Here is a 20,402-nt window from a genome sequence, read left to right as displayed (position 1 = left end):
TCCTCACCCTATTGTTTCCTTTCCACTCAATCTAAGCAAAACCCGGGAGAGAAATCCTGGGAGTTTCTTATTCCACATTGAGAGGTGAGAAAATGAAAGAGATCTCTTGCGGTAGGAGGACAAGGGTTTCTTTCGGCAAGACTCAGGAACCCCTACTAATTCCAGACCTCGTGGAGATTCAGAAAAGTTCCTACCGAAGATTCCTCGAAGAAGGTTTGTTCGAAGTCCTCAAGAAATTTTCCCCCATTTATTCGCAGGCGACCCGCTCAGATTTGAGAAAATCGGACAGAGGATTTGCCCTTGAATTTGTTTCAACCAGGATAGGAGAACCTGTTGTTGATCCCCTTGAATGTAAAACAAAAGGTTTAACCTACAGTGTTCCAATATATGCAACGGCCCGTCTCACCGACATGAAAAGCGGTGAAATGAAGGAAGAAGAAGTGTTCCTTGGCTACATTCCCTACATGACAGATCGTGGAACGTTTATAATAAACGGAGCCGAAAGAGTTGTGGTCAATCAGATAGTGGTTTCTCCGGGACTCTACTTCTCGTCTGAGTACATAGACAGAGAAGAGTACGGCGGATACTTTCTTCCATCTCGAGGTGCATGGCTTGAAGTCATACTCGATCCCTACGATGGAGTTCTTTACGCGGGTCTTGATGGAAAGAAGGTCAATCTTTTCCTCTTTCTGAAAACGATCGGTTACGAAAAGGATGAGGATATTCTCTCACTTTATCCTACTTATCTGGATGCCGACGATGAAGACAGTCTTCTTCTCCACGTGGGTTCCATTCTGCTTGAAGACATCTACGATGGTGACAGAAAGATCGCTGAAAAATGGGATATCCTGACCAAGGATCTCGCGGAAAGGATTCTGATGATAGATGACATAAATCAGATAAAGATCGTTCATCCAATAGCACAGAATACGTTTGAAAAGATGGTGGAAGTAGTGTCCTCTTCGAGTGAAGAGGTGGAAGAGGAAGAGGAAAAGACGAAGATTTACGGTTTAAACGAAGTCACCGTTGTGGACGCTTATCTGGAGATATTTAGAAGATTGCGACCCGAGGAACTTCCAAGAATAAACGCGGCAAAAAGGTTTCTGCACGACCTCTTCTTCAATCCAGAAAGATACGATCTTTCCGAGGTGGGAAGGTACAAAGTCAACGAAAGACTAAGAAACGCTTACATCAGGTACCTCATAGAGGTTGAAGGGGAAGATCCCGAAGAGGCAAAAAAGAAAACTTACAACGAAACTTCTCTCGTTTTGAAACCACTCGATATAATCCTCGCTTCCAGAATTCTCTTTGACTACTTTGAGAGAAGATACGTCAACGATTTTGAAATAGATTCTTACGAGTTGAGAAATTTGATCAGAATCTTCAAAGAAGAATATTTGGAAAAGAGAAAAACAGCTTCTTACGACCTCAGAAAGCTTGTATCGGTGTTTCGAAGAAACTATGGAGTAACATTCGATCTCAGTGTTTTTGCTGCTATCAGGTACGTTTCCAACATAAACAAAGAGCTTCCCTCGCTACCCTTCGATACAAAAGACCATCTCGGGAACAAACGCGTTAGAACAGTGGGAGAACTCGTCCAGAGAGAGTTCGAGAGATTGTTCGCGAGGGCGCAGAAGGCCATTCAGGAAAGACTCACACTCATAAACTCTCTGAGCAAGGTTTCCATTCAGAGTCTCATAAACATAAAATCCATTATATCAACGGTCAACCAGTTCTTCGCGATGAACCAGCTTTCTCAGTTCATGGATCAGGTGAACCCTCTGTCGGAACTCACTCACAAAAGAAGGGTTTCTGCCGTTGGACCCGGTGGGTTGAGAAGAGAATCCAAAGTCTTTGAGGCAAGAAACGTGCACTACTCACAGTACGGACGGCTTTGTCCCATTGAGACACCTGAAGGTGCGAACATAGGATTCATAACATCGCTGGCTATATACGCTAAAATCGATGAATACGGATTTCTCATGACTCCTTACAGAAAGGTAGTCAATGGAAAAGTGACAGATGAAGTGGTCTATCTGAGGGCTAACGAAGAAGAAGATTTCAAAATTGTACCTGCCACCACACCCGTGGATGAAGAGGGCAACATAATACCAGAGAGAGTGGTGGCTCGAGTGGGTGAAGATATCAGGCTTGTTCCCAGAGAAGAAGTAGATTTCATGGACATATCAACAAAACAGCCCTTCAGCGTCTCGGCTTCACTCATTCCGTTCCTCGAACACGACGATGCCAGCCGAGCCCTTATGGGTTCGAACATGCAGAGACAGGCTGTCCCCCTTCTGAAAGCAGAAGCACCTCTTGTCGGAACTGGAATGGAATGGGAAGCGGCGAAAAATTCTGGTTATGTCATTCTCGCAGAACACGATGGAATAGTGAAAGAGGTCGACGCTGCTAGAATCGTTGTTCACAGAACAGACGAGAATGGAAATCTCATGTACGATGATAAAGGCAATCCAGTGGTTGATGAATACAGACTTCTAAAATTTGTGAGAACCAACCAGGATACTATGATAAATCAAAAACCCATCGTGAACGAAGGCGATTTTGTGAAGAAGGGTGATCCCATAGCCGACGGTCCGGCAACCGACATGGGAGAACTGGCACTCGGAAGAAACATCCTTGTCGCCTTCATGCCATGGGAAGGTTACAACTACGAAGATGCCATTCTTGTGAGTCAGGAGCTTCTCGAAGAAGACGTCTTCACGTCGATCCACATAGAAGTTTATGAAACTCAGGCAAGGGAAACAAGACTCGGTCCTGAAGAAATCACAGCCGATATACCGAACGTGAGCAAAGAACTTCTGAAAAATCTCGATGAGAACGGTATCATCAGAGTTGGAGCGTACGTTGTGAGCGACTATGGAGTGGGTTCTCAGGCGATACTGGTTGGAAAGGTAACACCGAAAGGTGAAGGAGACACAACACCAGAAGAGAAGATCATCAGATCTGTTTTTGGTGAACGCGGGAGAGACGTGAAGGATACATCTCTCAGACTGCCTCACGGAGTTGAGGGAAGAGTTATAAGGGTCGATGTTTACGATCAAAACGATATAGCAGAACTGGGAGCGGGAGTTTTGAAGCTCGTCAGGGTGTACGTTGCCTCAAGAAAGACGCTCGACATTGGAGACAAGCTCGCAGGACGCCACGGGAACAAGGGTGTTGTTTCAAACATACTTCCCAAAGAAGACATGCCGTTTCTGCCCGATGGAACACCGGTTCAGATGGTGTTGAACCCGCTGGGAATACCCTCACGTATGAACGTCGGTCAGATTCTGGAAACGCACCTTGGATGGCTCGCCAAACTGACTGGAAAATGGTTCGCAACACCTGTTTTCGAAGGGGCGAAAGAAGACGAGATTCTCAGACCGCTCTACGAGGAAAGAAAGAAAAGAGGTCTTCACCTTGGGGATGACGAAGACAATCCAAACGGAAAAGTGATTCTCAGAGACGGAAGAACGGGAGAACCCTTCGACAATCCTGTGGTGGTCGGTTACATGTACATGCTGAAGCTCGTTCACATAGCAAAAGAAAAGATTCATGCAAGATCCACAGGACCTTACTCTCTCATTCACCAGCAGCCTCTCGGAGGAAAGTCTCACTTTGGTGGACAGAGGCTTGGAGAAATGGAGGTCTGGGCTTTGGAAGCGTACGGAGCGGCTCATACTCTCACGGAGATGCTCACCATAAAATCCGACGACATAAAAGGAAGAAACGAAGCCTACAAAGCCATACTGAAAAACATGAATATACCTGAACCTGGTGTTCCTGAAAGCTTTAGAGTTCTCATCAAAGAACTTAAAGGTCTCGCGCTCGATGTGAGACTCTACGATGAGAACGGTAACGAAATAGATATCGATAAGTACTGATTGGGAGGTTGGTAGAATGCCAATGTCCTCTTTCAAGAGGAAGATAAAGGCAATTCAGATAAAGATAGCCTCTCCAGAAGTGATAAGAAGTTGGTCTGGAGGGGAAGTCAAGAAACCCGAAACGATCAACTACAGAACGTTCAAGCCCGAGAGAGACGGTCTTTTCTGTGAGAGGATTTTCGGTCCTGTGAAGGACTACGAATGTGCCTGTGGTAAGTACAAGGGAAAGAAATACGAGGGCACCGTCTGTGAAAGGTGTGGTGTCAGGGTCGAATCCAGAGAAGCCAGAAGAAAGAGAATGGGACACATAGAACTGGCAGCACCCGCTGTGCACATCTGGTACCTCGAGAGCATACCGAGTGTCCTCGGAACGCTTTTGAACATGAGCACTTCAGACCTGGAAAACATCATCTATTACGGCAGTCGCCGTGTCATAGAAAGGGCTTTCATTGTGACTGATCCCAAAGATACTCCGTTCTCCCAGGGAGACGTGATCTACGAGACCGAGTACAGGATATACAGGAAAAAGTGGGATTTCGACGTTGAGCAGGCGTTCGTGGTGAAGAATCCAAAATCTCCCGTTCTTTCCGATATTGATGGAGAAGTGACTTTGAAGACAGAAAAGTCTATCACAGGGAGGGAAATCACCTGGATCATAGTGAAGAACATCACCAGAGCCACACACACGGTGCTCCCTGGAATGATTCTCTCTGTGAAAGACGGACAGGAAGTGGAAAAAGGACAGGATCTGACAAAAGAAATGACAATTGACCCTGTTTATGCTCCATTTGACGGTCACGTGGAAATAGATGAACTTTCGAATACTATTACGTTGAAACCGCTCACAACCAGTAAGGATCAGCCGGTTGTTTTCACGGTTCCTTACGGAGCGAGGATTCTCGTTTCGAACGGCCAGAAGGTGAAAAAAGGAGACCAGATCACGACTTCTACCAGCCTCCCAGCTGTCAAAGCGAGCATATCTGGTACAGTGAAATTCAGTTCCAACCTCAACGTAAGAGCGCTTGAAGACAGAAACTTCGAAGTGCTCTCCACCGGTGAGGTCTACGTGGAACAGATTATAGAGGAAAGAAAATATCCCGTCTTCGAAGGAGCACTTGTTTACGTTAACAACGGTGACCAGGTGAAGAAAGGAGATCACCTGGCTGACAGATTCCTCTTTGAGGAGGAGTACCTCTCTGCCACCGAGTACAAAATCTTCGAGTCCCACTATCCAACCATGTTCGATGTCGAAGAGAGAACGGAAAATGACAGGCCGATCGTGGTCATAACGGATATAGATCCTGAGGTTTCCAAAGAGACAGGCTTGAAAGTTGGCGATATATTCACAGAAAACGAGTACGAAGCGTATCTTCAGATCTATCCAGAAAAGATAGTGGCTGACGCCGGAGCACAGGCGATAAAGAAACTGCTTCAAAATCTGGATCTGGAAGCGCTTCAGGTGGAAATCGAAGCGGAACTTAAAAAGTTACCTTCTTCCAGCTCGAAGGCGATAAAGCTCAGAAGAAGGTTGAAGATGGTGAAGGATTTCCTGAAATCTGGTAACAAACCCGAATGGATGGTTCTCGAAGTCGTTCCTGTGATTCCACCCGATCTCAGGCCGATGATACAGATCGAGGGAGGAAGGTTCGCCACAACAGACCTCAACGAACTTTACAGGAGACTCATAAACAGAAACAACAGACTCAAAAAACTTCTGGAACTCGGGGCACCTGAGATCATTCTGAGAAACGAGAAAAGAATGCTCCAGGAAGCGGTTGACGCTCTCATTCACAACGGTTCCGATTCGGAAGGAAAGAGAAGCAGAAGAGCCGTTTTGAAAGACAGAAATGGTAGACCTCTGAAATCGCTCACCGATCTCCTGAAGGGAAAGAAGGGAAGATTCAGAAGAAATCTGCTTGGAAAGCGGGTGGACTACTCTGGAAGAGCGGTCATTGTCGTGGGACCACATTTGAAAATCCACCAGTGCGGTATTCCAAAGAAAATGGCAATGGAACTCTTCAAACCGTTTGTTCTGGCAAAACTTCTTGGAGAGGGTTCTTCCAGCAAAACCATGAGAAAGGTCAAGAAAGCGATCATAGAAAAAGAGATGCCGGAAGCCTGGGAAGTGCTCGAAGAAGTGATAAAGGGGAGCGTCGTTCTTTTGAACAGAGCTCCCACACTCCACAGAATGTCGATTCAGGCGTTTGAACCAAAACTCGTTGAAGGAAACGCCATACAGCTCCATCCTGTCGTGTGTCCGCCTTTCAACGCGGACTTTGACGGTGACCAGATGGCGGTTCATGTACCGCTTTCAGCAGCAGCGCAGGCAGAGGCAAGATTTCTCATGCTTTCGAGATACAACATCATTTCCCCAGCACACGGAAAACCGATTTCACTACCAACGCAGGATATCATCATAGGCTCTTACTACCTCACAACGGTCAGTAAAGAATTCGATTCACTGAAAGAAGAAGATGTGAAATGGAAGTTCTCTTCACCTGAAGAGGCAATGCTGGCTTACCATCTTGGATTCATAAAACTTCACACTCCGATTCTGATAAAGGCCGTTGTCAATGGTGAGGAAAAACGAATAAAGACGACACTGGGAAGAGTTATCTTCAACAGCATTCTCCCGGAAGATTTGAGAGATTACAATAGAATTTTCGACAAAAAGCAGATAAACACCCTTGTCTATGAAACGTTCAAGAGACACGGCATAGACAGAGCGGCAGATCTTTTGGATGGCATAAAAGACATCGGCTTCCACTATGCAACTGTTTCCGGGCTGACTCTCTCACTGAAGGATCTGAAGATACCACCAGAAAGAGATGAGATTCTCATAAAGACCTGGGAGAAGGTCAGAATAATCGAAGAGAACTATGAAAAAGGCTTCTTGACGGAAGAACAGAGAAAGAGTGAAATCATACGACTCTGGATGAGTGTGACAGAGGAGATCACAAAACTCACATCCAGAACGCTCGCGGAGGATCCGTTCAACCCTATATACATGATGGTGAACTCTGGTGCCAGAGGTAACATAGATCAGGTGAAACAGCTCGCCGGTATCAGAGGTTTGATGATCAAGGCGTACGACCCAAGATCCAGGGAAATAAAGTCCAAGATCTTCAAGGGTCAGGCAATACACGAAGCACTTACCTTCGATTACCCGGTCGATAAGAACCTCAGAGAGGGCGTTGACATCCTGCAGTTCTTCATATCCACCTACGGTGCCAGAAAGGGACAGGTTGACACAGCAATGAACACATCCTTCGCGGGATATCTAACTAGGCGTCTTGTGGATGTGGCTCAAAGTGTTACAGTGGCGGAACCCGACTGTGGAACCCACGATGGAATCAGAGCCATGGACCTGATGAAAGAAGGAACAGTTGTAGAAAAGATGAACGAGTTCCTCTTTGGTAGAGTGCTCGCAAGGGATATACTTGATCCAGAAACAAAAGAAGTTTTGAAGAATCCAGAAACAGGCAAAGAATACACGAGAAACACCATGCTCACGGACGACGATGCGAACTTCCTGGCTTCTTACAAAAAAATGGTTGACGTTGTGAGGTACGAAGAGATAGACATAACAGAACTCTCACTCCCCAATATGTACGCCGAGATTGCGGAACCAGTTGGAGAGTACGAAGAAGGAACGGAACTCACTTGGGATGTGGTAAAAGCCGCTAAGAACGAAGGGAAATACCGCATAAAGGTGAAGGTCTATCCTGTTGTTGGAACTGTTTACGCGGAAGAAGAACCTCTTTACGATAAAAGAGGTGAAAGACAACTTCTCGTGTACCAGGAAGTGATAAACGAGATTGTGGCGAAGATGCTCGAAGAGAATGGAATAGAAAAAGTTCCTGTAAGACCCGATATCATTGTGAGATCACCTCTCACCTGTGAGTCCGAGTACGGTGTCTGTGCTGCTTGTTACGGTATGGATCTTTCCAACCACAAGATAGTGAACGTCGGTGAATCGGTGGGAATCGTGGCCGCTCAGTCCATAGGAGAGCCTGGTACACAGCTTACGATGAGGACTTTCCACGTTGGAGGAGTCATGGGGGCGAGCGACATCGTCAGCGGTCTCACAACTGTGGAGAAGACGTTCGAACCGTACGCGTTCTTGAGAGAAGAGAAGAGCGGTGGAAAGAAAGAAATCAAAAAATACTATGGATCTGAAGCGATTCTGTGTGAAGTCGATGGTTTCGTTAAAGACATATCAACCGATGAAAGTGGTAGAACAGTGATTTACGTCGAAGATTACGCCGGTAACATCCACGCTTACAAAGTACCGAAGAGAGCGAAAGTAAGGGTAGAAAAAGGCCAGAAAGTCCTGAAAGGGGATACCCTCACCAGTGGTGCCATTGTGTGGTGGAAACTCCTGGAACTCGAATCAGAAAAAGGTGTAATGACGGCGATGAATCTGCTGAAGATCATAAAGAACGCTTACGTGCAACAGGGTGTGAGTATACACGACAAGCACTTCGAGATCATATTCAAACAGATGCTCAGCATGGCAACGATCATCGATCCAGGGGACAGCGATTACTTGCCGGATCAACTGGTGCCGCTTATGGATATAAAGAGATTCAACAGAGAAATTCTCGAAGGAAACGCGAAAGTAGAAGAGAACAGGAAGTGGGTCATAGGAAAGACGCTCGCAAAGAGAATCATCACGGAAACAGAAGAGGGAGAACTCGTGGAACTCGCGCAAAAAGGTGATGAAGTGACCGAAGAACTTTTGAAGAAGATCATAGAAGCGGGAATAAAAGAGATCGACGTCTTCGAGAAAGATAAAGTTGTGACGTACCAGATTCTCCCGAAGGAACCCATTAAGTACAAGAGAAGACTTCTGTCGCTCAAGAAAGCGGCTCTGAACTACCCCGGCTGGCTCAGTGCGGCTGCGTTCGAAGAAACTGCGTGGGTGCTGACCGCAGCAGCGATCGAAGGAAAGGTCGATCCACTCATTGGGTTGAAGGAAAACGTGATCGTAGGTCAGCTGATACCCGCAGGAACCGGTCTCGATGTCTTCGCGGGAATCCAGGTAGAAGAAACCCCAAGAGCTGCGGTGGAAGAAGAACTCGCGTGAAGAACAAAGAGAAAAAAGAAGGGGCTCCTTTCGGAGCCCCTTTTATTTTTTTATGATCTTTACTCTTCTGCTTTCCAGAGCACGTAGTAGTCGTCACCAGGTCTCATTGGGTTGTAGTACCATCCCTTGACCCAGCTTCTCTGGACTCTCACACCGAGTGGTTGGTAGAGAGGCATACCAAGGGCGTGCTTCATTGCGAACTTCTGGATCTCTTCGTAGAGTGCCTGTCTTTCTGCAGGATCGGTCTTTGCGATTGCTTCTTCTATGAGTTCGTCGAGGCTTCTACCGCCAAGATCGGGATGTGGAGTGGAGACGAACTTTCTGAAGTTTTCGCCCTGTCTTCCGGAATAAACTCCTGCACTGTGGTAGTAGGTGAAGATGAAGTTGTGAGGATCCGGATAATCTGCGAGCCATCCTATGATGAAAACAGGTACTTCTCCTCTCTTGGTTGCATCGAGATATGTGGGCCATTGAACACCTCTTACTTCAACCTTGAACTTTGGATTGATCATTTCGATGTATGCCTTCAGCATTTCCGCAGCTGCTCTTCTCACATCGTTTCCAGTGTTGTAAAGCAGTGTGATCTTGAATCCTTTCTTCCAGACTTCTCCATTCCACGCTTTCTGGAAGTACTCTGTTGCTTTCACAATATCGAAATGTGGAGCGTTGGGATCGTTCAGCAGCTCTTCGTTGAATCCAAGGAGTCCTTCTGGAAGATCTGTTGGTATCTTTCTACCAAGACCCTTGAGGACTTCATTTATGAAGGTGTCGTAGTCGAACGCGTAGATGAAGGCCTTTCTCACATTTTCATCAGTGAAGAAATCTGTTGGTATTCCGTTTCCATCGAGTTTTCCAGAGCCTATGTACTTGCTGTCTTCGGGAACGTTCCATGCGAAGTGAAGGGATGTTACTGCGAGTTCAGGAAGTCCTTTTATAACGGTGACACCGGGTTTTCCTTCCACCTGTTCGAGGTACTGGGTTGGAACAGCGCAGATATCGGCATCTCCTTGTAGGAACATCGCCCTTCTTGTGCTCCACTCGTCGATTCCCCAGATGACAACTCTTTTGATCTTCGCGGGTTCTCTCCAGTAGTTGTCGTTTCGTTCGAGGATGACTTTCTGCTGGGCTCTGTCCCATTCGACGAACTTGAAGGGTCCAGTTCCATTCATTCTCGCGTAGAGTGGAGAATCTTCTTTTCTGATATCGTGGTACTTCCACCAGGTATCGGCTCTTCCGTCCCAGCATCCTATCTCTATACACCACTCTTTGTCGAGGACGGCACTCCAGCTTGCGCTCTGGGCGAGTATGTACATGAACGGTGCAAAGGGTCTCACGAGGTGGAACACAACGGCGTCACCTTCAACTTCGATGGCAGGATCGATGTAGTCCGTGTAGATCTTTATGAGGGCGTCTTTGTACTCTGGAAGTGGTTCACCGTTTTCGTCGAAGAGTTCGCTGTAAGGCTTGCCGATCTTTTCCTCGACGAAAGTTTCCAGTGAATCCACACCGAATAGGGCTTCCCAGAGCATCCACATGGGACCCGCTGTTGGATCGAAAATGAGGCCTCTCTCAAAGCTGTATTCCACGTCTTCCGGTGCGAGATCTCCACCTTCGTGGAACTTCACACCTTTTCTGATGTAGAATTTGTAGGTTTTACCTCCGTCCAGGATTTCCCATCTTTCTGCAAGGCGTGGTTCGAATTCTGTGAGGCTCTCTCCTTTGTAGGCGATCAGGTTCTCGTACACGTTGTAGATGACTTCACCACTCGCCGTGTCATAGGCGTAGTGTGGGTCTAGAGTATCGGGTTCTCCAATGGTGGCGTCGATTATGGTGTCCGGGTTTTTCACCTCGGCCAGTGCCAGAACTGATAGGATTGCCAGGAACAGCACAAACAGTTTCCTCATAACGAAATCCCCCTTTCCAAAAATGTGATGACTCCTTACTATATTTGAATTATAGCATACTGTGCTTACCGAGGAACGACTCTGTAGCGATATTCATCCGTTAGAGGTCTGTATCCTTCATACCTTACGACAGCCCCGTTTTTAAGGACTTCCGTTATCTCGTTTTGACCGGCCTTTTCCAGTGTCGCGGTAAAATCCACTCTGTACACGAACCTGGTGTTTTCATTGAAGGGCCAGATTTTGATGATCTTCTGAAGGGGTGAGAGGAGCACAAGGTGAACACCATCGGGAATGTCTGTGCTCACACGGCAAACGGAAAGACCATCCGTCACGATGTTTCTCGAAACTCTTTTGACAAGCACAGGAAGGATCCTACCATACGTGAAGACATCGGCTATACAAGCAAAGAGCCCTGTTGGGACTTCGAGAACTGGTGTCAACGGAAATCCCATGCTTTTCTCTTCGAGTTCGGTGATATCTCCTATTTTAACGTTTGAACTTTCCTGCTCCACCTTTTCTCCAAAGAGACTTCGAATTTCCAGAATATCTTTCTCAACCTTCTTATTCAGTTCTTCCAGTGCCAGTTTTCTGTTTTCATAAAGTCCGTCGAAAGCGCCTGCTATGATCAGATTTTCTATAACGTTTCTTGGAACGCCGATTACCTTCTCCTGGAGATCTCTCACACTACTGATCGGCCTGATTTTTTCGATCTGTTCAACCAGGGTCGTTCCCAATCCTTTCACAACCGTCAGGGGAAGATAAACGTCTTTACCATGAAAGGTCAGATCTTTCCCGGAGATGTTGATATCTGGGGGATGTACTCTGTATCCTTCGTTTCTCAGTTCCTGAACGGCAAGGAAGATCTTTCCGGTGTCGGAAGAATTGTACGCGAAGTAGAGTTTGAAAAATTCTTCAAAATGATGGGCTTTTAAATATGCCGTTTGGTATGTGATGTGAGCGTATGCGACGCTGTGAGATTTGTTGAAGGCGTACGAGGAAAAGTTCAGGAGGATTTCGAGAATCTGTTCTGCGTTCTCCATACCTTTTTCATGGAGGCCTTTTTTCATCTTTTCAAGGAGTGGTTCCATTTTTTCTCTTTCTTTCTTCGCAATGGCCCTCCTCAAAATATCCGCTTCGGTGCCTGAGAGGCCCGCGAACATGGCGAGTCGCATGATCTGTTCCTGATAGATCAGAACCCCTCTTGTCTCTGGAAACATCTTCCTGAAAAACGCGGGAACATTCTTTGGATTCGAAAACATGACGTCCAGACCAGACCTCAACGGGCCAGGTCTGTTTAGGGCAAGGAGAGTGGAGAGTTCGTTCATGTTTCTGGGAGAGATTCTTCTGCACAGTTTTCTTGCCTGAAGGCCTTCAAGCTGGAACACACCGAGGGTTTTTCCTTTGGAGATGATATGGTACGTTTTTTCGTCGGAATAGTCAAAAACCTCTTTTTTGAAATCTTTTATGAACGAGAGGGTTTTAAGACCCAGTATATCGATCTTCACAACACCTATTTCTTGGAGATCGTACATGTCGTAGTCCGTTATCGGAATATTTTCTTCCGTTCTTGTAGGCAATGGAAGAGGATTTTCTGAGATCACGACTCCCGCGGCGTGAACACTGGGATGGTGTGGCAGTCCGTAAACGATTTTGTAGATTTCGTTTTTCTCTTCGAGAGACGCATCTGGAAGAACGGAGTTTATGAGGTTTTCCAGCGATTTCTCTGTGAGGTTCCCGAAGGTTGAAACCTGATAGACCTGAAAAGACTTTGATAGTTCCCTTATCAGGTCTTTTCTTTTTCTGTCTTCCACATCCACATCTATATCGGGGGGTTCCTGCCTTTCTTCGTTCAGAAAGCGTTCAAAAAGAAGGTCGTATTTTATGGGATCCACCTCGGTTATTCCACACAGGTACGCAACGAGAGAACCCACCGCACTTCCTCTTCCAGGACCGACTTTTATGTCCATTTTCTTTGCGATCTCTACCACTTTTTCCACCGTGTAGATGTACGGGGCGAAGCCCTTTCTTTTTATCACCTCGAGTTCTCTCTTCAGGCGGCTGACGTACTCTTCACCCAGCGACTCTGCCTTTTTTATTAGTAATTCGTTCCAATCTTTTGGAGGTGTGGGAAATCTGTGATTCACGCTGAGATCGTAGGCTTCTGTGTTCAAAGCGTCGGCCGCATCTTCACATTTTTCTGGAAAACCCTGAACGTCTTCGTCGAGTCCGAAGATCTTTCTCATGAAGATGCTGGCCTTTTTTTCAGAGACATCGAGATATCTTACAGGTGTTAGTTCGCTTTCATGGAAAACAGGTACGTTTTCGAGTTTATCTGTTTCTCCGTTGTAGTACCTGACCAGACTGTCGAATTCTTCTCTGTTTCTCGCGATGAAGATTCTGCTGTCTTTCCAGAGACCGTGAACTGGTATCAAGTCGTGTTTTCTCATGATCGTATTGAACTTCACAGCAGCGTGGAAGTTTCTGTCGGCAAGAACGACAGATTTCAGTCCCTTTCTTTTCAAGAGAAGGGCCAGTTTTTCGAATCGAACGACTGAGCCATCGAAAGAATAGGGAGATATCACCCATGGAATCATGACCTTTCCCTCACGTACTCATAGATCTTTCTGATGGCTTCTTTGAAGTCTTCCGGCAGGGGTGAGACAAACTCCATCCATTCACCCGTTCGAGGGTGGAAGAAACCGAGTCTCAGGGCGTGAAGCATCTGCCTTTTTATTCCGAAGATCTCATCTTCTTTCGGCTTCCCATAGATTTTGTCTCCCATGATCGGATGTCCGAGGCTTTTCATGTGCACCCTGATCTGGTGTGTTCTACCCGTTTTAGGAAAGGCGAGAACGAGCGTCGCAACGTCATCGAACCTTTTCAGAACTCTGTACTCCGTGATCGCTTCCTTCCCTGTTTCAACGACGGCCATTTTTATCCTCAGAACGGGATGTCTCGCGAGTGGAAGATCGATAACTCCTTCATCATTTTTCATTCTGCCTTTCGCCAGGAGTATGTAGGTCTTCTTCACCTTTCGATCTTTGAACTGCTTCGAGAGGCTTTGATGTGCGAAGTCATTTTTGGCTACTACCATGACACCAGAGGTCTCTTTGTCGAGCCTGTGAACTATTCCCGGCCGGAGCTTTCTTCCAACCCCCTGAAGATCTTTACAGTGATGAAGAAGAGCATTCACGAGCGTTCCGCTGAGTTTGGAGGGAACGGGATGAACGATCATGTCTCTGGGTTTGTCGATAACTACAATGTCTCTATCCTCATAAAGTACCTTCAACTCTATTTCTTCGGGCTGAACGGTTGCTTCCTGCGGTTTTTCAGGAAGGTCAACCTCTACTATCTCTCCCTCTTTCAACTTGTAACTCGGTTTTTTAATCTGACCGTTGACCTTCACTCTTCCCTCTTTTATCGCTTTTTGAATCAGTGATCTCGAGATCCACGACGGTGTCTTCTCCTTCAGAAACTGATCCAGTCTCCAGCCCTCTTCTCTTTTTTCGACCCTCCAAACTCTCATTGTCTCCACCTCTGAAGACTCCCAGTATCATAAGTGATCCCCCGACTATGATGAACACGTCCGCGAGGTTGAATACCGTTGGAAGAAAGGTCAGGTTCAAGAAATCGAGAACGTATCCAAATCTGATCCTGTCGAGGAGGTTGCCGAGGGCTCCTCCCAGAATGAAACCCATGGCTATTCTTTCCAGTCTGCTGAACTTGAAAATGTAAGGAATTAGAGAGAGAAAAACAACAACAAACATCACGGTCCAGAGAAGATGTTCGGAAAGATTTTTAAACAGCCCGAGTGCGATTCCTCGATTGGTTGCTTTCACGAATCTCAAAAAACCTGGAACTATGAAGAAAGTTCCGTGTATCCCGCTTGCTATCCGCTTTGTGAGCTGATCCAAAACAATCGTGAGAACCATCACAAATGCCATTTACTTCACCTTTCTGTAGATGAACGGTTTGTATATCTCAAATCCCAGTTCCTTGTAGTTGAAAATTCTTTCGGTGTTTCCGACGAAGAAGAAACCTCCCAGTTTCATGGATTCAGCGAACTTCCTGTAGAGCTCATTTTTCGCTTCTGGTTCGAAGTAAATAACCACGTTTCGACACAATATCAGATCGAAGTTCTTTTCGAACGGATCTCTCAAAAGATCGTGCCTTTTGAATTCCACGATTTTCTTCACAGAATCTTTTATCCTGTACCTTCCATCTGGTAGCTTCTCAAAGTATTTTTCCAGGTATTCCTTTGGAGTGCTGACGAAGGCCCTTTCTTCGTAAATCCCTTCCTGGGCTCTTCTAAGCACGCCGATGTCGATGTCCGTTGCCAGAATACGAGTTTTATAGGAAAGATTGAGTTCGTGAACCAGGATGGCCAGGGAGTACGGTTCCTCTCCAGAGGAACAACCCGCGCTCCAGAACTTCATCCTAAGGGAATTTTTTGCAATCAGAGGAATGATTTCATCTCTCAGTTCCCACCATTTTTCCGGATTTCTGAAGAACTCTGTCACGTTTATCGTCATCTTATCCATGAATTCATCGAGGTACTTCTTGTCCTTTGTGAGCATGTTTATATACTCTCTGTAATCTACGTTGTACTTCCTGAGAAGAAGTTCTGTTCTGCGCTTTACCCTCTGCGGTTTGTAAGAAGAGAGGTTCAGCCCGAACCTCTTTTCAATTTCTTTCACGAACCATTCGAATTCCTCCTGAGGAAATTCCTTCCACTCAAAATTCGATTGAAATTTGAAAGGCCCAATTTTCTTTTCCGATCTTTCCTCCTGCATGGAATCTTCCCACCTTCCAACTTCCTTCTACGTAGTCGCTGTTGATGAAGATCCATCCGTTTTCCTCGAGCAACGTCAAACCGGGTTTGAATTCTCCATCGTAAAGAAGACGGACCACTGCTTTTTTACGCTCGAAGATCAAACCAATCCAGTTTGAAACACCAACTTTTAAACTCCCAAGTTCCAACCAGACACCGGGTTTTTCGTTTTCAACGAAGAGTTCGAGGCCTGTATCGAATACTTTGAAGTTCAGACCGATATGGTAGTTACCATCGTTCGACAAAACGAGAAACACAGGTTTCTCCGTGAAGAAGAAAACATTTTCTCCGTTCCAGATACTACCCATGAAACCAAGTCTCACGTTCCAGCTCTTTTTGAACGGTACAAAAGATGCCTTCAAAACTGTCGGTGCGTGATATTCGAATGAAAAATCATCGATTCCGAATCGGAAATAAACAGGATTGCCGTAAATGAAAGGAAGGAGAGAAAGCTCCCCTTCCGAAAAACTTGCAAAAAAATCGAACCTGAATTTTCCTTCTATGAAATCTGTTTTGAGTTCGGGAGACAGCACGAAACCCAGTGTGGGAGAACCATTATAAACTCCTGCTCCCACTTCGATGAAACCAGCGTATGCAGAGACAGTTACTAAAACAAACAAAATCAGGGTTATCCTTCCAGCCTGGAAAGTATCTCCTCCATCTCTTTGTCGTCCATTTCAAAGTTCGAATACACTTCCTGCACGTCGTCCATATCTTCCAGCGCGTTGAGAAATTCAAGAACTTTTTCGGCATCTTTGCCTGTGACTTTCACCGTGTTTTTAGGGATGAATGTTACCTTAGATTCCACCTCGTAACCGGCTTCTTCCAGCTTGCTCTTCACTTCTGAGATGTTCTCAGGTGCTGTGATTATCTGTATTGGATCTTCTGTGTCTTTTATGTCTTCCGCACCCGCGTCTATAGCGATCATCATGAGTTCTTCCAGATCTTTCACCTTATCTCTCGAGATTTCGATAACACCCTTTCTTTCGAATATCCAGCTCACCGAACCGCTTTCCGCAAGGCTGCCACCGTATTTGTTGAACAGATGCCTGAGCTCCTGAGCGGTTCTGTTTTTGTTGTCTGTGAGCGCTCTGATGTACACGGCGACTCCTCCGGGTGCGTATCCTTCGTAGATCACTTCCTGGTAGTCTACTCCCTCGAGTTCTCCTGTTCCTCTCTTTATGGCTCTTTCAATGTTTTCTTTGGGCATGTTTTCCGCCCTTGCTTTTTCAACTGCCGCTCTCAATCGCGGATTTGTTTCTATGTTTCCTCCTCCTTCTCTTGCCGCAACGATGATTTCTCTGATTAGTTTTGTGAAAATCTTGGATTTCTTCGCATCCTGGGCCATCTTCCTGTGTTTAATATTGGCCCACTTGTTATGACCTGACATCATTCCACCTCCTGCTGTCCTTTATATTTTAACACCACGATTGTCATATCATCATGTTGCTGGGCATCTCCTATAAACGACTTAACGTTTTTTCTCAGCATCTCCAGCAATTCGGCGGATGTTTCACCCTTGAATTCCCTCAATATATTTTCCAGCCTTTCGTATCCGAATTCTTCGCCCGCTTCGTTCCTCGCTTCTGTCAATCCGTCGGAGTAAGATATAACGAATGTACCAGGTTTCAAATGAATAGAGTGTTTTTTGTATTCCCACTCTGTTATACCGATTGGGATTGCAGAAGCTTCAAGCTTGACGAGCTCTCCTTTATGCAAGAAATAAACTGGATTGTGTCCTGCGTTTATAAGATTCAAAGTTCCATCTGGAGATATTTCTATAAAAGCCATCGTTACAAAACGATCGTTTGTCATATCTTCACAGAGAATGGAGTTCAACCTGTTCACGAGTCTTTCTAGATTGGGACACGTGGTGACCAGTACTTTCAGATAACTCCTCACGGCACTCATGAGCAGAGCCGCCGGTACACTCTTTCCTGCCACATCACCCACGACTGTGAGAAATCTTTTCTCCTGTGACACGAAGAAATCGTAATAATCTCCACCAACCTGAACAGCGGGTTGAGAACAAGCATCCGCTTCTATGAAACCAATCTCTGGAGTTTTCCGGGGAAGAAGATTGGACTGTATCTGCCTTGCTATGTTCATTTGTTCTTCCAACCTTTCGCGTTCTATTTCCTTTTTGAGAAAATCCAGTCTGTCGAGAGCGCTCGCTATGTATCTTGCTGTCATCTCAGCTATCTTTCTGTCGCCAGCGGTGAAAACTCCTCCGTCTTCTTTTCCAGCGAAGCACACGTATCCGTAGTATTTGTTTCCTTTTATCGGTACAAACAGAAGATTTGAAAATTTCTCAGATTTTCCAGGCTCTATCAGAACGGTCTTTTCTTCATTTCCTATTTCCGCTTCTATTTCTTCTCTGTTTAGATCTCCAGATGTTAGCTCACTTTCAAGATGAACAAGGTAGCTTTCGAATTTTATCACATTCCTGAGGAGTCGAATAACCTTTTCCAGTTTGTCCTGCAAGTTCAAAGGAAATTCAAATGTTCCGAAAATCTCCGAGATTTCGAGCAGGGTTGATATTTCTTCGTACGAGCGCGAAAGTTCTTCGATCTGGGCTTCCATGAACATGGCCTGCTCTTCTAAGCTTTTTCGATATTCGTTTATCTCGTACTCCAGGATCTTCAAAAGATCATCTATTCCTTTCAAACAGTTGTGTTCAACACTCAAGATTTCAGCGATTCTTTCGCAAATTTCCCTTTCATTCATTTAGTAGATGCTTCACCTCCTCGATGAACTGGGAGGGACTGAATGGCTTTCTCATGACCTTTCTGGCACCCAGGGAAAGTGCCAGAGATTCGTCCTCTTCACCGCCCTTTGCCGTGAGGACTATCACCGGAATTCCTTTCCATTCTTCTTTTTCTTGAAGTTTTTTCAACACGGTAAACCCATCCATCACGGGCATCATTATGTCGAGAACTATCAGGTCTGGTGTGAATTCTGAAAGCTTTTCCAGGGCTATCTGCCCGTTTTCCGCTTCTATCACTTCGTATCCTTCTTTTTTCAGATTGAAAGAAACTATTTTTCTCAAAACCGCCGAATCGTCAACAAGAAGAATCCTTTTAGACACACGCACCCCTCCTTTCGAGGAGAGAAGAAAGAGGACCGTGTTCGGTCATGGCCTCTTCACATATGGGTAAGAAAAAAGTTCCTTCTTCTGCAAGAAGCAACGGGTTTATCAGTTTCTCCCTCTTTTGAGTATACCTGAAAATGTGATATTTTTTTCTACTCGATACTTCAAAATCCAGAAGACTCTCTTTGAACGAAATCTTTTTGTTCTTTTTCAAAATTACTTTTTCCAGATCCATGGGTTTTTCTGAGATCACCAAAAAACGATACGCGTTGACTAGTTCGTTGATGTTTCCATCGAAGATCCATGCACTTTCTAAAGCGAAATCCTTTGGGAGAATGCTTTTCAGAGTCTCTATGTGTTTTTCTGAGATGTTTTTCACAATGAGTTCCACATAGAAAGCAAGGTTCACCACACCCACCGGCATGGCGTCGAGGAAGCTCATTTTCGGTTTTGGGTGGAAACCTTCCGTGAAAACGATCGAAAAATCTGCTCTCCTTATGGATCTTTCCACGAGTTTTATGGACTCAAGTGTTGAGAGAAATCTCCTCATTCCTTTTTTCTTGAATCTGAGAACGATCTTCATTTTGTCACTTCCTTCGGATAGCGGTAAATCAAGAGGAATGCTATACCAATGAATATCGGAAGGTAATAGGTGGAAATCCTCCAGATGAGAATGGAGGCGAGTGTTTTTTCGGAAGAATTCAAAATCTTGGAAAAAACGATCTGATAAACCGCTTCCACTCCTCCACTCGCTCCAGGAGTGGGTATGTAAAACACGACCAAACTCAAGAAATAGAAGAGGCCTGTGACATCGAGGAAACCTATTTTTCCGGATGTGAGCCAGATGGCAAGGTAGAGAACAAAAGATTGAACAAGCAGGGAAATGAAAGTGAGAGGAAAATCAAAAAACATAAAGCCGCTTTTCCAGAGTACTTGAACACTTTCCTTCAATTTTTCTGTCCATTCGAGAAATCTGGTATCCCAGTCTTCTGCTTTGGTGATCTTTTTGATGAGTCGATCTATCCATCTTATTCTTTTGAAAGCGTTAAAAAGACGTGCGATGAGGGGAGGATTTATCAGCGCAGACATCAAAACAGCAATGAACGATACGCTGATGAGGTACGCGAGAAGTATCAACTTTGAAGTCAAAAGTGCGTTCGAGAAGAGAAAGTTTCTGTATCTCACAAGGCCCAGAATCGAAAGAACAGTAACGGAGATCAGGTATTCTACAAATCTGGAAAGAATCACGTTCACATTGTGTTCAGATTTGAAACCCATTTTTGAGAGGTGATACGTCTGGAAAAACTGTCCTCCAAAATAGAAAGGGGTGAGCATGCTGAAGACAAAACTCATGTAATTGTTGAAGAAGGCATCGTACAGTGGAAACTTCTCTTTCCACACAAATGAGTAGAGCCATTTCATCCTGAGAGAGTCTATGACGATAGAAAAAACAAATGTTCCGCAGAGAAGGAACATGTAAAGGAGAGATTTCAAATGAAAATATCTGGAAAATTCAGCGGGATCCACTTCCCTGAAAATAAAAACAACGGCGAGAAATCCAAAAGCCAGTGCCAGAATTATGTTGATCCACTCTTTTTTACTC

Annotated in this window: 13 protein-coding genes; 2 read left to right on the top strand and 11 right to left on the bottom strand. The window is 45.4% G+C overall.

Annotation, left to right across the window (positions count from 1 at the left end):
* Nucleotides 1-92: 92 nt before the first annotated feature.
* Nucleotides 93-3,884: a DNA-directed RNA polymerase subunit beta gene (locus AS158_RS06305; protein WP_165304732.1), complete on the top strand. Its 3,792-nt coding sequence runs from the start codon at nucleotides 93-95 to the stop codon at nucleotides 3,882-3,884.
* A 16-nt stretch (nucleotides 3,885-3,900) separates the two neighbouring features.
* The gene (gene rpoC, locus AS158_RS06300) at nucleotides 3,901-8,973 is read left to right on the top strand and encodes a DNA-directed RNA polymerase subunit beta' (RefSeq protein ID WP_165304731.1); all 5,073 of its coding nucleotides are present in this window, start codon (nucleotides 3,901-3,903) and stop codon (nucleotides 8,971-8,973) included.
* Nucleotides 8,974-9,032: 59 nt separating this feature from the next.
* Here the strand turns inward: rpoC and AS158_RS06295 are convergent, their stop codons facing one another.
* The 11 genes from AS158_RS06295 to AS158_RS06245 all read right to left on the bottom strand — a co-directional run bounded on the left by AS158_RS06295 (nucleotide 9,033) and on the right by AS158_RS06245 (nucleotide 20,368).
* On the bottom strand, nucleotides 9,033-10,877 hold the full coding sequence (locus AS158_RS06295; RefSeq protein ID WP_165304730.1) for an ABC transporter substrate-binding protein: 1,845 nt from the start codon (nucleotides 10,875-10,877) through the stop codon (nucleotides 9,033-9,035).
* A 65-nt stretch (nucleotides 10,878-10,942) separates the two neighbouring features.
* Nucleotides 10,943-13,471, bottom strand: a complete 2,529-nt coding sequence (locus AS158_RS06290) for a DNA polymerase III subunit alpha (protein WP_165304729.1) — start codon at nucleotides 13,469-13,471, stop codon at nucleotides 10,943-10,945.
* The gene (locus AS158_RS06285) at nucleotides 13,468-14,349 is read right to left on the bottom strand and encodes an RluA family pseudouridine synthase (protein ID WP_241241268.1); all 882 of its coding nucleotides are present in this window, start codon (nucleotides 14,347-14,349) and stop codon (nucleotides 13,468-13,470) included. The genes AS158_RS06290 and AS158_RS06285 overlap by 4 nt, the downstream gene beginning before the upstream one ends.
* Nucleotides 14,261-14,821 carry a signal peptidase II gene (locus tag AS158_RS09315; RefSeq protein ID WP_165304727.1) on the bottom strand — a complete coding sequence of 187 codons (561 nt, stop codon included), beginning with the start codon at nucleotides 14,819-14,821 and terminating at the stop codon, nucleotides 14,261-14,263. The genes AS158_RS06285 and AS158_RS09315 overlap by 89 nt, the downstream gene beginning before the upstream one ends.
* Nucleotides 14,822-15,670 (bottom strand): protein-glutamate O-methyltransferase CheR, encoded by an 849-nt coding sequence (locus tag AS158_RS06275; RefSeq protein ID WP_165304726.1) that lies wholly within the window; start codon nucleotides 15,668-15,670, stop codon nucleotides 14,822-14,824.
* A complete protein-coding gene (locus AS158_RS06270) occupies nucleotides 15,612-16,328 on the bottom strand; it encodes a hypothetical protein (RefSeq protein ID WP_038054722.1) in 717 nt (238 codons plus the stop codon). Before AS158_RS06270 ends, AS158_RS06275 begins: the two co-directional genes overlap by 59 nt.
* A gap of 8 nt (nucleotides 16,329-16,336) precedes the next feature.
* The gene (locus tag AS158_RS06265) at nucleotides 16,337-17,098 is read right to left on the bottom strand and encodes a YebC/PmpR family DNA-binding transcriptional regulator (protein ID WP_038054720.1); all 762 of its coding nucleotides are present in this window, start codon (nucleotides 17,096-17,098) and stop codon (nucleotides 16,337-16,339) included.
* Entirely contained in the window at nucleotides 17,098-18,435 is a 1,338-nt protein-coding gene (locus AS158_RS06260; protein ID WP_165304725.1) for a PP2C family protein-serine/threonine phosphatase, read from the bottom strand. Before AS158_RS06260 ends, AS158_RS06265 begins: the two co-directional genes overlap by 1 nt.
* Nucleotides 18,428-18,796 carry a response regulator gene (locus AS158_RS06255; protein WP_165304724.1) on the bottom strand — a complete coding sequence of 123 codons (369 nt, stop codon included), beginning with the start codon at nucleotides 18,794-18,796 and terminating at the stop codon, nucleotides 18,428-18,430. The genes AS158_RS06260 and AS158_RS06255 overlap by 8 nt, the downstream gene beginning before the upstream one ends.
* A complete protein-coding gene (locus AS158_RS06250) occupies nucleotides 18,789-19,382 on the bottom strand; it encodes a TIGR03936 family radical SAM-associated protein (RefSeq protein ID WP_165304723.1) in 594 nt (197 codons plus the stop codon). Before AS158_RS06250 ends, AS158_RS06255 begins: the two co-directional genes overlap by 8 nt.
* On the bottom strand, nucleotides 19,379-20,368 hold the full coding sequence (locus AS158_RS06245; protein WP_081501862.1) for a YbhN family protein: 990 nt from the start codon (nucleotides 20,366-20,368) through the stop codon (nucleotides 19,379-19,381). Before AS158_RS06245 ends, AS158_RS06250 begins: the two co-directional genes overlap by 4 nt.
* Between the last annotated feature and the right edge of the window lie 34 nt (nucleotides 20,369-20,402).

This window comes from Thermotoga sp. 38H-to, from assembly GCF_011057665.1.
Taxonomy (GTDB): Bacteria; Thermotogota; Thermotogae; order Thermotogales; family Thermotogaceae; genus Thermotoga.
This window is presented reverse-complemented; position numbering and strand designations above follow the sequence as displayed.